Origin of the sequence: Streptomyces sp. NPDC001599 (assembly GCF_042893535.1) — a bacterium.
In the GTDB taxonomy this organism is placed as follows: domain Bacteria; phylum Actinomycetota; class Actinomycetes; order Streptomycetales; family Streptomycetaceae; genus Streptomyces.
In genome coordinates this window covers 220,300-233,071 of the sequence record NZ_JBIAVA010000012.1, presented here as the reverse complement: position 1 = coordinate 233,071, position 12,772 = coordinate 220,300, and the positions used below count along the sequence as shown (strand labels likewise).

Here is a 12,772-nt window from a genome sequence, read left to right as displayed (position 1 = left end):
CCCCACACACCCCCCGCCGCCCCCGCCCCCCCCCGCGCGGGGGGGGGGGGCGGCCCCCCCCCCCCCCCCCCCCCCCCCCCCCCGGCCCCGTCGGCTGCCGCCGGGGGGTCAGACGGCCGCCACGCGGCAGAAGCGCCCCGCCACCCGCAGCTCGGTCTCGACCAGGTCCGCCGTGTGCCGCAGCTCCGGCAGGATCTGCGCCACGCAGTCCTCCGCGGTCCGGCGGGCCGCGTGCAGCGCGACGTTCAGGGCCGCCACCACCCGCCCCGTACGGTCCCGCACCGGGACCGCGATGGCGCGCAGCCCGGCCTCCAGCTCCTCGTCGACCAGGGCGTAGCCCTGCGCCCGGACCTCGGGCAGGGCCAGCAGGGCCCGGCCCAGCGCCGTCGCACGGGCCGGCAGCCGGGTGCCGACCGTGACCCGGGCGCTCAGGACGCGGGCCGCGGACGCCCGGGCCGTGTACTGGATCTCCTCGCCCGACTCCGACAGGACGGCGAGGGACGCCGACTCGTGGACGCGGTCGGCCAGGGCGGTCAGGTGGGGCTGGGCGATCTCGGGGAGGGAGATGCGGGACAGCGGCGGGAAGCCGAGGGACAGGACCCGGGGGGTGAGGGTGAACGTGTGCCCGGCGGCGGGCGCCACCAGACCCGCCCGCTCGTGGGTGATCAGTGCCCGGCGGGCGGTCGCGCGGGCCAGGCCGGTCGCCTGCGCGACCTGGGTCAGGGTCAGCGCGGAGCGGCCCTCGCCGAAGGCGGTCAGTACGGTCAGGCCGCGGGCCAGGGACTCGACGAACTCCCGGCCCAGTTCCTGCTTGGAGGCGCCCGTCCACAGGGCCAGACCGGCGCGCGGCGGTCCCGGTTCCGGGGCCGGTGCGGCGCGCAGGTCGTCCTCCATCGCCGAGACCGCCGCGCGCAGCCCGGGGAGCAGGGCCGCCCGCAGGTCCGGTGCCGTGTGGCGGCTGGTGTGGCTCACCACGCTGGCCACGCACGCCACCCGGCCGGTGCCGGGGTCCCGTACCGGGACCGAGACCGCGACCAGGCCCGGTTCGATCAGCTGGTCGTCCAGCGCCCAGCCGTCGGCCGCCGCCTTCGCCGCCCGCCGGGCGAAGTCCGCGCCGGGGGCCTCGTGTTCGCCGGTGGCGCCGGGTTCGCGGGGCGGCACGGCGGGGAAGGAGTGGTCTCCCGGGTCCGCCGCCCGGCGCTCCCGCCAGCGGTGCCAGTCCGGTTCGGTCCACTCCGCGGCGAACAGGGGGCCCGGGGCGGTGCGTTCGGCCGGCAGCAGGTCGCCGATGCGGAAGCTCAGGGACATAGCGCGCCGACGGGTGGCCTGGTGGATGAAGCGGATGCCGTCCCGGTCGCCGACCGCCAGTGACACGGACTCGTCCAGTTCGTCGGCCAGGGCGTCGGCGCGGGCGGAGAGCAGGGAGGGGAGGCGGAGCGCGGCGAGATAGGCGTTGCCCAGCTCCATCAGGCGGGGGGCGAGAGTCACGTCGCGGCCGTCCAGCCGGACGTACCCCATGCGGGCGAGGGTCGCCGTGAGGCGGTCGACCGTGGAGCGGGCCAGGCCGGTGGTCCGCTCCAGGGCACTGAGGCTGAGGGTGCCGTCGCCCGCCTCGGTCAGCCGGCCGAGTACGGCGATGCCGCGCAGCAGCGGCGCGACCGCCTCGTCACGGGCGGCGTCGTGAGTGGTGTGGGCGGGCATCGGCTCTCCGGTACGGCGATCACGGCAGGCCGCCTACGGTAGCCCCGATCGCCCGGCCGTCACCTCCGCGTCACCCGCACCCGGACGTCTCCCCCGCCGCCCTTCTCCGACACCTTGATCGTGACGCCCTTGCGCGGGTCCTTGAAGGTCTCGCCCGGGGTGAAGGCGGCGTCCGAGAGTTCGGCGTGGACGTTGGGGCTGCGGGTGCAGCCGCCGCTGTCGCGCCGGGAGTCGTACACCCGCACCGGGCCCATGCCGGTGTCGACGTCCGCGTCGACCTTGTAGATCAGTACGCCGGGCCGGCACACCGTCTCGTCGTTGCCCTCGCGGGTGCGCAGTTCGACGGCGTAGCCGGAGGTGCCGCTCAGAGGGAGGACGACCAGCTTGTCGCCGCCCTTGCGGGCCAGCGGGGTCAGCGTGTACTCCGTGGTCCCCGGCGCGGACGCGCAGTGCACCTGGGACGGGTCGAGCCAGCCCAGCTTCCACTTGTGCCAGCCCAGGAGGTCGTTGTTGGCGCCCCAGTCCTCGCTCATGATGTCCCAGTGGCCGACGGCACCTCCGCCCTCCTGGGTGTAGAGGTCCGGGAGGCCGAAGACGTGGCCGTTCTCGTGGGGGAGCACCCGGTAGCCGGTCTCGTCGTAGGAGCCGGAGCCGTCGTCCTGGCGGGAGTAGACGAAGGAGGCGTTGGCCACCGGCACGCCGTCGGCGACCGGGGCCTCCTGGTTCCCGGCGAAGGTCACGGACAGGACGGTGTCCAGGGCGGAGGGGCCCGCGTTCGGGGTGACCAGGACGTTCAGGAGGTCGTACGAGCGGAAGTCGACCTTGGAGTCGGCCGTGGCGACCAGGTCCTGGACGAGTTTGCGGTAGCCGGGTTCGAAGGGGGCGCCGCGTTCTATGCCGTACTCCGCGAAGGGCTTGGGCATCCTGAGCCAGTCCCGGACCGGGGTCTCGGGGCGGTAGTCGAGGCGGCCGTAGCTGCTGGTGCGGAACCATTCCTCGGTCTGCGGGAAGAACTCCGCGTACCGGTCCAGCGCCTTGCCCTCGCCGGGCGCGTCCGAGAAGTCGATCATCAGGTTGAGGGCGCGGACGGTGCCGGTCGAGCGGGCGTAGCCGGTGGAGGTGGGCACGCCCTCGGACATCTGGATCTCGGCGCCGCCGCTGATCATGCAGGGGCCGTGCGCGGAGGAGCGGGAGAGGGCGGCGGGGCCGGGGCCCGCGGTCGAGGTGCCGGGCGCGAGCCGGCCGGTGCCGGCCGAGGTGCTGAGCGCCAGGGTCAGGACGGCGACGGTCCCGGCCGCGGCCAGTCTGCGCGGGCGTATGCGGCGGCTCGGCGGCTGCACCTGCCCGTGCGGCTGCATGCGGACCTCCCCGGCCACGGCAGCCGCCCGACACCGGCTGCACCCTTGCGCTCACCCTGTGCCGAGGGGTCGGCGGGCGCGCGCTGGAGAGGCCGATCGTGGGTTTCTCGCCGGTAGCCGCCGACCGGGGGACGGGCCGGGATCCCGTTGTGACTCAGGTCACCGGAAAGTTCTTCGGAAGCGGGAAATAACCGGGGATCGTTTCCCCGTTTAGACCTGTGTCCGAGCGAAACGGGGATTCCCTCCCCGGATCGTGAACCCAGTCGCCACACCCGTGGCCGACACCACAGACACCACAGTCGTCACAGACACCAAGGAGTGCGCCGTGCAGACCGCGATCCCCGATCAGCGCAAGGTGGCCCGGCCCCGCGCCGATGCTCTGCGCAATCGGGAGCGGATCGTCCTCGCCGCCCGGGAGATGTTCGTCGAGCACGGGCCGGACGTGCCGCTCGACGACGTCGCCCGCCGGGCCGGCGTGGGCAACGCCACGGTGTACCGCAACTTCCCCGACCGCGACGCCCTCGTCCGCGAGGTCGTCTGTTCGGTCATGGACCGTACGGCACGGGCGGCCGAGCTGGCCCTCGCGGAGACCGGAGACGCGTTCGAGGCGCTGGAGCGCTTCGTGCACGCCTCCGCCGACGAGCGGATCAGCGCCCTGTGCCCCATGGTGGCCAGCACGTTCGACCAGCACCACCCCGACCTGGAGGCGGCCCGCGGACGGGTCGAGCGCCTGGTCGCCGAGGTCATGGACCGGGCGAAGGCGGCCGGTCAGCTCCGCGGCGACGTGGGCGTCGGCGATCTGATGATCGCCGCGGCCCAGCTCAGCCGGCCCCCGGCCGGTACGGGGTGCGTGAGCGCCGACCGGTTCGTCCATCGCCATCTTCAGCTGTTCCTGGACGGGCTGCGGGCTCCTGCCCGCTCCGTGCTCCCGGGAACGGCCGTGACTCTGGAGGACCTGCGCCGGCCCTGCGACCAGTAGTACCGCCAGTACCGCCAGTACCGCCACCGACGCCGGGTTCTCGGCTCCGCCGCTGACAGCAGGCCGTCGGTGCGGGTTCAGTCGTCCCTTTTCTCATCTTTTTCCGTCACGAAGTCCGAAGTGGGTATCCCCATGTCTCAAGCAGCCGTCAAGGCCTCCGGCGTCAGCGACGCCCCGGACGCCGGTCGCTGGAAAGCGCTGGTCTTCATCGCGCTCGCCCAGTTGATGGTGGTCCTCGACGCCACCATCGTGAACATCGCCCTCCCCTCCGCACAGCAGGACCTCGGCATCTCCGACGGCAACCGGCAGTGGGTCGTCACGGCCTACGCCCTCGCCTTCGGCGGCCTGCTGCTGTTCGGCGGCCGGATAGCCGACCTGTGGGGCCGCAAGCGCACCTTCGTCCTCGGGCTGGCCGGCTTCGCCGTCGCCTCCGCGCTGGGCGGCGCGGCCACCAACGAGGCGATGATGTTCGGCTCCCGCGCCCTCCAGGGCGTCTTCGGTGCCCTGCTCGCGCCCGCCGCGCTCTCGCTGCTCGCCGTGATGTTCACGGACGCCAAGGAGCGTGCCAAGGCGTTCGGCATCTACGGTGCGATCGCCGGTGGCGGTGGCGCCGTGGGTCTGATCCTCGGCGGTTTCCTCACCGAGTACCTGAACTGGCGCTGGACGTTCTTCGTCAACATCCCGTTCGCGATCGTCGCCGCGGCCGGTGCGTACCTCGTCATCCGTGAGCCCAAGGGCGGCCGCAACCGCTCGCCGCTCGACATCCCCGGCGTCATCCTGTCCACCCTCGGACTGGTCGCGCTGGTCTACGGCTTCACCCGCGCCGAGTCCAACGGCTGGAGCGACGCCCTGACGATCGGCATGTTCGTCGGCTCGGCCGTGCTGCTGCTGGCCTTCGTCCTCGTCGAGTCCCGGGTCAAGGCCCCGCTGCTGCCGCTGCGCGTGATCACCGAGCGCAACCGCGGCGGGATCTACCTCTCGCTGGGCCTGGCCATCATCGCGATGTTCGGCCTGTTCCTCTTCCTGACCTACTACCTGCAGATCGTGAAGGGCTACACGCCGGTGAAGACCGGCTTCGCCTTCCTGCCGATGATCGCGGGCATGATCACGGGCTCCACGCAGATCGGCGCCCGGCTGATGACCCGGGTCGCGCCCCGGCTGCTGATGGGTCCCGGCTTCCTGGTCGCCGCCGTCGGCATGCTGTTCCTGACCCAGCTGGAGATCAACACCTCCTACGCCGGTGTGCTGCTGCCCGGCATGCTGCTGCTCGGCCTCGGCATGGGTACGGCGTTCATGCCGGCCATGTCCATGGCCACCATGGGCGTGGAAGCCCGGGACGCCGGTGTCGCCTCCGCGATGGTCAACACCTCGCAGCAGGTGGGCGGCGCGATCGGTACGGCGCTGCTGAACACGATCGCCGCCTCCGCCACCACGTCCTACATCGCCGACCACATGGGCGGCGCGGCCTCCCGGTCCCAGCAGCAGCTGGTCCAGCTGGAGGGCCAGGTGCAGGGCTACACCAGCGCGATCTGGTTCGCCGTCGGCATCCTGGTCGTCGCGGCCGCGATCGCCCTGACCCTCATCAACGCCGGCCGTCCGGGCGGCGGCGCCGTCACCGGTTCCGGTGCGGGTGAGGAGGCCGAGGACGAGCTGCGGGTGCCGGTCGTCGCCCACTGACGACCGCCCCGATACCCGCTCGGGCCCCTGTTCCACCCGTGTGTACGGGGAGGGGACGCCCCGTACACACGGTTCCCCCGGACCTGCCCCGGCCGCGCGCTCAGCGCAGCCAGGGCAGGTCCGCACCCGCTTCGCTCGGCTGAAGTCCCTCGGCGACGATCCGCATGATCTCGCCGAGGGACTTCTGCTGTTCGGGGGTGAGCCGGTCGAACACCGCCTGGCGCACGGCGTCGACGTGGCCCGGTGCGGTGTGGCGCAGCACCTCGTACCCCTCGTCCGTGAGGATGGCGAACTGGCCGCGCTTGTCGGAGGGGCAGTCCTCGCGGCGGACCCAGCCGTTCTTCTCCAGGCGTGCCACGGCGTGCGAGAGGCGGGACCGGGTGATCTTCGCGTACTTGGCCAGCTCGGTCATCCGCAGCCGCCGGCGCGGCGACTCGGCCAGCTTGACCAGCAGGCCGTAGTAGACGTGCGGCATGCCCGCGTCGCGCTGGAGCTGCCGGTCGAGGTGGTCCTCGAGAAGGGTCGCCGCCTCGATGTAGGAGCGCCAGACCAACTGCTCCTCGGCGGTGAGCCAACGGGGTTCGTCGTTCATGCGTCCCACTGTACGAGACGGTTCCTTGAACATTAAACAAAATCCGCGTAGATTGATGGCAAGTAGAGATTGAGAGTTCAAGTATTGGAGTAGTCATGGCCGCCGCCGCCCGGGAGCGCATGCCCGCCCTCTACCTCAGCCACGGCGCCCCGCCGCTCGCCGACGACCCCGTCTGGCCCGGCGAACTGGCCGCCTGGGCCGCGGACCTGCCGCGCCCCAAGGCGATCCTCGTCGTCTCCGCCCACTGGGAGGAGGCCCCGCTCGCCCTCGGCGCCACCCGGACCGTCCCCCTCGTCTACGACTTCTGGGGCTTCCCGGAGCACTACTACCAGGTGCGCTACGACGCGCCCGGCGCGCCCGCGCTCGCCGAGTCCGTGCGCAAGCTGCTGCGCGCCCCCGGCACGCCCGTGCAGGACGTCCCCGACCGCGGCCTCGACCACGGCGCCTACGTGCCGCTGGTGGAGATGTACCCCGGCGCCGGCATCCCGGTCCTCCAGGTCTCCATGCCGACCCTCGACCCGGCGCGGCTCATGGAGATCGGCCGCAGGCTCGCGCCGCTGCGCGACGAGGGCGTGCTGATCATCGGCTCCGGCTTCTTCACCCACAACCTGGCCGCGCTGCGCCAGGGCGGCATCCCCTCCTGGTCCGCGGAGTTCGACGACTGGGGCCGGCGCGCGCTCGAGGGCGGGGACGTGGACGGACTGCTCGACTTCGCCCACAAGTCCCCGGCGGGACGGCTCGCCCACCCGCGCACCGAGCACTTCGCGCCCCTGTTCGTGACCATGGGCGCGGCGGACGCGGCCGGCGAACTGGACACGCGGCGGTCGGTGATCGACGGGTTCTGGATGGGGCTGGCGAAGCGGTCGGTGCAGTTCGGCTAGAGCGGCTTCTCGTACCAGGCCACGTCCCAGTACCGGCCGAACTTGCGGCCCACCTCCCGGTACGTGCCCACGTGCCGGAAGCCGAAGCGCGCGTGCAGTCGCCCCGACGCCTCGTTGGGCTGCGCGATGCCCGCGTAGGCGCGGTGCAGGTCCTCGCCCGCCAGGGCGTCGAAGAGCGATGTGTAGAGGAGCGAGCCGATGCCGCGGCCGCCGGCCTCCGGAGCGACGTAGACGGTGGTCTCCACCGAGGTCGCGTAGGCGGGCTTGGCGCGGTAGGGGCTGGATGTGGCGTACCCCAGAATCTCCTGTGAGTCCGCGTCCGTGGCAACCCTCAGGCGGTACGGGCCGTCTTCAGGGTGGGAGAGCAGCCAAGGGCGGCGCTCTTCCGGGGTGAACGGCTCGGTGTCGAACGTGATGGGCGTCTCACGTACGTAGTGGTTGTAGAGGTCGGTGAGTTCCTTGAGATCCTCCTCGACTCCCGGTCTGACCTGGACCTCGGCAGTTCCCGGCATGGCCGCCCCTCCCTCTGTGGCGGCACAGGGTACTGCATGATCAGAAAAATCGAGGGGCAGGTTGGGAATTCTGTCCGGATTCCAGTCGTTGTTTCCATCGGATGCAGGGCACCCGAGGAGAGTCCCGAGAGGGGCTGGAGACACGGAGACCACCCCGCAAGGAGCCCGAGCGTCCACCGGACCACCCGCTGAACCACCATCGCAAGGGAGCACGCATGGCAACCCGTGCCGTCGCCCGTCGTAAGTCCGCCACCGGCGAGACCTCCGGCTCGGCAACCAGCGTCCGCGCGAACGGCGGCGAGCTCGCCGACCGCGATCTGGTCGGCATGTACCTCGACGAGATCGCCCGGACACCGCTGCTCGACGCCGCCAAGGAGGTCGAGCTGTCCCAGACCATCGAGGCGGGTGTGTTCGCGCGGCAGGTCCTCGAAGGGTACGAGGAGACCGGGGCGGACGCCACCCGTGAGGAGCTCCAGGCCCTGATCGACGAGAGCGAGCGGGCGAAGGACGTCTTCATCCGGTCCAACCTCCGCCTCGTCGTCGCGGTCGCCCGCCGCTACCCGCGCAGCGGTCTGCCGCTCCTGGACCTGATCCAGGAGGGCAACGCCGGTCTGGTCCGCGCGGTCGAGAAGTTCGACTACCGCAAGGGCTTCAAGTTCTCCACGTACGCGACCTGGTGGATCCGTCAGGCCATCACCCGCTCCATCGCGGATCAGTCCCGCACCATCCGGCTGCCCGTCCACCTGGTGGAGGAGCTGGGCCGGATCCGGCGCGTGCAGCGCGAGTTCAACCGGGAGCACGGCCGCGAGCCGGAGCCCGCCGAGATCGCGGCCGAGCTGGGCTCGACGCCGGAGCGCGTCGTCGACGTGCTCGACTGGGCCCGTGACCCGGTCTCGCTGAACATGTCGGTGGACGACGAGGGCGAGACCCAGTTCGGCGACCTGCTGGAGGACACCTCGGCCGTGTCGCCCGAGCAGTCGGTGCTGACCCTGCTGCGCAGCGAGGAGCTGGACGACCTCATCGGCCGCCTCGACCCGCGCACGGCCTCCATCATCAAGATGCGGTACGGCATCGACGACGGCCGCGAGCGCACGCTGACCGAGGTCGGCAAGGAGCACGGCCTCACCCGCGAGCGCATCCGCCAGATCGAGAAGCACGCGCTGCTGGAGCTGAAGAAGCTGGCCCGCGACACCGGCTTCGAGGCGGCGGCCTGACCCGGCCGCAGGACCACGCCGGCCGTACGGCCCGGATGCCGCGTGACGTGGGGGCGTGACGGGGCGGATGGGGCGTACGCCGGGTGCCGGACCCGGCGCGAACATGGCCGTACAACGCTGCTTCAATCCGCGTCGGCCGGGAACAAGACGTTCGAGCCGGTACCGCGGCACCACTGGAGACCACGTCCCGACGCACTCCCCCCGGCGCCGGGACTTCCCGAGCCGGGCTCGGCCGCCCCTCCCCCCTGGGGCGCCGCAGCCCGGCTCCTTCCACGTCACGGGGGAGGCGGGGCACCCCGAACCTGAACCCCGGGGTGGCCCGCCGAATGGCAGATTCTGCCACAGCGGCATAGCCTGCCGAAGTGAGCAGCACCATTCCGCCATTCCCCGGACCCGGCCTCGGACCCGAACCGGCCGGACCGGTCTCCCTGACCGAGCGGCGCAAGGCCGAGACCCGGATGGAGATCGCCCGGGCGGCGGCCCGCCTCTTCGTCGGACAGGGCCTGCGGGCCACCCGGGCCGAGGACATCGCCAGGGCGGCGGGAGTCGCCCCGCGCACTTTCTACCGCTACTTCGCCACCAAGGAAGAGGCCGTCGCCCCGCTCTACGCCCTGGGCGCCGAGCGCTGGGTGCGGGCGGTGCGCGAGGCCCCGGCCGAACTGTCCCCGCCCGAGGCACTGGAACAGGCCGTGCGGCACACGCTGACCCCGGGCGCCGGTGTGTCGGCGCCCTCCTGGGAGTGGGCCCGCACCCTCATCCGCCTGGCCGAGAGCAGTCCGGCGCTGCGCAAGGTGTGGGCGGAGGTCTGCCACTCCACGGAGCGGGGGCTGGTCCAGGCGCTGGCCGCGCGGATGTCCGGGGGCGACGACAACGTTGCCGCCCGCCTCGCCGCCTCGCCCCGGCTGCACTTCGCGGCCGCCGTGGCGGGCGCGTCCGTGCGCGTCGCGGCGGAGTACTGGGCGTCGTCCGCCTCGCACGCAGCACGCAGTCCCCTGGAGCAGGCGCTGCTGAACCTGGAGGTGCTGCGGGGGTTCGCCTGGGAGGCGGGGTTTGCGGTAGAGGGGTGAGCCGCCCCCGGGCGAACCCCGCCGCCGGTCGCGCCGCCGGTCGCTCCGTGGGCCCGCCGGTCAGCCGGACCCCGCCGCGCGTCCCAGCCGGGCCCCCAGCTCCCGTACGCACTCCACCAGTTCCGCCGGTTCCCGGACCCGGAACTCCAGACCGGTCGTCGCCAGCCGGGCCGCGGTCCACTCCACCGGGCCGGACACGGTCGCCCGCACCACGCACGACGTGCACCCGTCCACCGGCTCGGGCGTTCCCATCCAGTGCGGCAGCAGGGGCGCGACGGCCTCGGCCGGTGCGTGGAAGACGACCGTGATCCCGTAGGAGTCGTGCCGCCGCTGCATCGAGCGCCGCAGGTATTCGGCCGCGTCCCCGGTCGGCAGCTCCCGGGGAGCGAACCGCGCCCCCGTCGCGAAGGGCTCGCTCACCCGGTCGACCCGGAAGGTCCGCCAGTCGTCCCGGTCGAGGTCGTAGGCGACCAGGTACCAGCGCCGCCCCGTCGACACCAGCCGGTACGGCTCCGTCACGCGCCGCGTCTCGCTGCCGTCCGCCGCGCAGTAGGCGAACCGCAGCCGCTCGTGCCCGGCCACCGTCGAGGCCATCACGGTCAGCGTCTCGGGCGCGATGCTCGCTCCGTCCCCGCTGGTCAGCGGCGTGGTCGCGGACTGGAGCGTGGTGACCCGGTGGCGCAGCCGGGAGGGCAGCACCTGCTCCAGCTTGGCCAGGGCCCGCACCGACGCCTCGTCCAGGCCCTCGACCGCGTGCCCCGCGCCGGCCCGCAGCCCGACCGCGATGGCCACCGCCTCCTCGTCGTCGAGGACCAGCGGCGGCATCGCCTTGCCCGCCACCAGCCGGTAGCCGCCGTCGGCGCCCATCGTCGCCTGCACCGGATAGCCCAGTTCGCGCAGGCGGTCGATGTCCCGCCGGACCGTGCGCCGGGAGACCCCGAGCCGGTCGGCCAGCTCGCCGCCGGGCCATTCGCGGGGCGTCTGGAGCAGGGAGAGGAGGGTCAGCAGCCGGGCCGGAGTGTCCGTCGTCATGCGTGTGAGGATGCCGCATATCTAGGACACGATCCGACCTACTGGCCGCATACGTTCCTCCCATGACCTTCAAGCAGACCCCGCAACCGGCTCCCGTCCCGCCCGCGGCGGGCGACCGGCGTCGCTGGTTCGCCCTCGCGATCGTGATGACCGCGGCCTTCATGGACCTGGTGGACGTCACCATCGTCAACATCGCCATCCCCTCGATCCAGCGGGACGAGGGCGCCTCCTTCAGCCAGATCCAGTGGATCACCGCCGGTTACGCCCTCGCCTTCGCGGCCGGTCTGATCACCGGCGGGCGGCTTGGCGACATCCACGGCCGCAAGCGGGTCTTCCTCGTCGGCATCGGCGGCTTCACCCTCGCCTCGGCGCTGTGCGGCCTGGCCGCCAACCCGGAGATGCTGGTGGCCTCCCGCATCCTCCAGGGCGGCATGGCGGCGCTCATGGTGCCGCAGGTGCTGTCGATCGTGCACGCCACCTTCCCGGCGCACGAACGCGGCAAGGTCTTCGGGCTGTTCGGCGCGATCGTGGGGCTGGGGGCCGTCTCGGGCCCGCTGCTGGGCGCCCTGCTCACCGAGTGGAACCTCTTCGGCCTCGAATGGCGGCCCATCTTCCTCATCAACCTGCCGGTCGGCATCGCGGGCCTCGTCCTCGGCAGCCGCTTCATCACCGAGTCCAAGGCGCCGCGCGCCCTCCGGCTGGACCTGGTCGGGGTCGCGCTGGTCACCCTCGGCCTGCTGATGCTGATCTACCCGCTCACCCGGGGCGAGGAGCTGGGCTGGCCGCTGTGGGGCCACCTGTCGATGGCCGGCTCGCTGGTGGTCCTCGCGGTCCTGGTCGCCTACGAGCGGCGCAAGAGCGCGCGGGACGGCTCGCCGCTGGTGGAGCTGTCGCTGTTCAGGGTGAAGAGCTTCGCGGCCGGGATCGCCGTGCAGACCGTCTTCGGGGTCGCGCTCGGCGTCTTCTTCCTGGTGTGGACGCTGTACATGCAGTTCGGGCTCGGCTGGAGCCCGCTGCGGGCCGGACTGACCGGCGTACCGTTCTCGATCGCCGTCTCCACGGCCGCCGGGATCTCGGTGCAGAAGCTGGTCCCGCGCTTCGGGCGCAAGGTGCTCCAGACGGGCGCGCTGGTGATGGCGGCCGGAGTGCTCCTCTACATCTGGGAGTCCGGGCGCTACGGACTCGCCATCACGTCCTGGCAGATGGCGCTGCCGCTGGTCGTGATGGGCCTCGGCATGGGCCTGATCGTCGCGCCGCTGACCGACGCGGTCCTCTCCCAGGTGCCGCGCGAGCACGCCGGGTCGGCGTCGGGGCTCATCAACACGGTGCAGCAGATGGGCAACGCGCTCGGACTCGGGCTGGTGTCGGTGGTCTTCTTCGGCACGATGAGCGACCGCCTCACCCCCGACCGCATCGGCCCCGCCTACGTGGACGCCTTCCAGAACGCCCTGGGGTGGGTGGCCGCGGTGCTGGCCGTCATCTTCCTGCTGATGTTCGCGCTGCCCCGGCGGTCGGCCCAGCACGTGGAAGGCGGCCCGGCCGAGGACCGCGCGGAGGAGAAGGAGCCCGCGCTGGTCTGAGACCGCGGACGCGCGCCGGACGGACGGGCGGACAGGAGTAGGCGGACAGGGGCGGGCCCGGCACGAAGGTGCCGGGCCCGCCCTCCTTCATGTCGTTGCCCGTTCACGTCTGTTTGTGTCCGAGTGTTTCTGCTTCCTGTTTACATTCCGGACAAGCAGGCGTAGCCTCCGAGCGAAAC

General features: G+C 72.5%; 11 protein-coding genes. 6 read left to right on the top strand and 5 right to left on the bottom strand.

All coding sequences use genetic code 11. From position 1 onward, the window contains the following. Positions 1 to 108: 108 nt before the first annotated feature. A complete protein-coding gene (locus ACFYZ3_RS28320) occupies positions 109 to 1,701 on the bottom strand; it encodes an IclR family transcriptional regulator C-terminal domain-containing protein (protein WP_388523283.1) in 1,593 nt (530 codons plus the stop codon). A 59-nt stretch (positions 1,702 to 1,760) separates the two neighbouring features. Further along, positions 1,761 to 3,059, bottom strand: coding sequence for a M6 family metalloprotease domain-containing protein (locus ACFYZ3_RS28315; protein ID WP_388523280.1), 1,299 nt, complete (start codon positions 3,057 to 3,059; stop codon positions 1,761 to 1,763). A gap of 325 nt (positions 3,060 to 3,384) precedes the next feature. Between ACFYZ3_RS28315 and ACFYZ3_RS28310 the strand changes: the two genes are divergently transcribed. Then, complete coding sequence (locus ACFYZ3_RS28310; RefSeq protein WP_388523277.1) at positions 3,385 to 4,038, top strand: TetR/AcrR family transcriptional regulator; 654 nt, start codon at positions 3,385 to 3,387, stop codon at positions 4,036 to 4,038. Between the two features lie 132 nt (positions 4,039 to 4,170). Beyond that, complete coding sequence (locus ACFYZ3_RS28305) at positions 4,171 to 5,715, top strand: MFS transporter (protein WP_388523274.1); 1,545 nt, start codon at positions 4,171 to 4,173, stop codon at positions 5,713 to 5,715. A 100-nt stretch (positions 5,716 to 5,815) separates the two neighbouring features. Here ACFYZ3_RS28305 and ACFYZ3_RS28300 read toward each other — a convergent pair whose 3' ends face one another. Next, positions 5,816 to 6,307, bottom strand: coding sequence for a MarR family transcriptional regulator (locus ACFYZ3_RS28300; protein WP_361008241.1), 492 nt, complete (start codon positions 6,305 to 6,307; stop codon positions 5,816 to 5,818). A gap of 95 nt (positions 6,308 to 6,402) precedes the next feature. Between ACFYZ3_RS28300 and ACFYZ3_RS28295 the strand changes: the two genes are divergently transcribed. Further along, positions 6,403 to 7,188, top strand: coding sequence for a dioxygenase (locus tag ACFYZ3_RS28295; protein ID WP_388523270.1), 786 nt, complete (start codon positions 6,403 to 6,405; stop codon positions 7,186 to 7,188). On the opposite strand, the gene ACFYZ3_RS28290 is transcribed toward ACFYZ3_RS28295, so the two are convergent. Continuing rightward, positions 7,185 to 7,700 (bottom strand): GNAT family N-acetyltransferase, encoded by a 516-nt coding sequence (locus ACFYZ3_RS28290; protein WP_388523267.1) that lies wholly within the window; start codon positions 7,698 to 7,700, stop codon positions 7,185 to 7,187. The two genes, ACFYZ3_RS28295 and ACFYZ3_RS28290, sit on opposite strands and share 4 nt — an antisense overlap. A 215-nt stretch (positions 7,701 to 7,915) precedes the next feature. Between ACFYZ3_RS28290 and ACFYZ3_RS28285 the strand changes: the two genes are divergently transcribed. Together ACFYZ3_RS28285 and ACFYZ3_RS28280 are read left to right on the top strand one after the other, a co-directional pair. Beyond that, entirely contained in the window at positions 7,916 to 8,914 is a 999-nt protein-coding gene (locus ACFYZ3_RS28285; RefSeq protein WP_361008245.1) for a sigma-70 family RNA polymerase sigma factor, read from the top strand. A 362-nt stretch (positions 8,915 to 9,276) separates the two neighbouring features. After that, positions 9,277 to 9,981, top strand: a complete 705-nt coding sequence (locus ACFYZ3_RS28280; protein WP_388523264.1) for a TetR/AcrR family transcriptional regulator — start codon at positions 9,277 to 9,279, stop codon at positions 9,979 to 9,981. 60 nt (positions 9,982 to 10,041) lie between these two features. Here ACFYZ3_RS28280 and ACFYZ3_RS28275 read toward each other — a convergent pair whose 3' ends face one another. Beyond that, entirely contained in the window at positions 10,042 to 11,013 is a 972-nt protein-coding gene (locus ACFYZ3_RS28275; protein ID WP_388523261.1) for a helix-turn-helix transcriptional regulator, read from the bottom strand. Between the two features lie 62 nt (positions 11,014 to 11,075). Here ACFYZ3_RS28275 and ACFYZ3_RS28270 point away from each other — a divergent pair, with 62 nt between their 5' ends. After that, positions 11,076 to 12,593, top strand: coding sequence for an MFS transporter (locus tag ACFYZ3_RS28270; protein WP_388523258.1), 1,518 nt, complete (start codon positions 11,076 to 11,078; stop codon positions 12,591 to 12,593). The last annotated feature ends 179 nt before the right edge of the window (positions 12,594 to 12,772 follow it).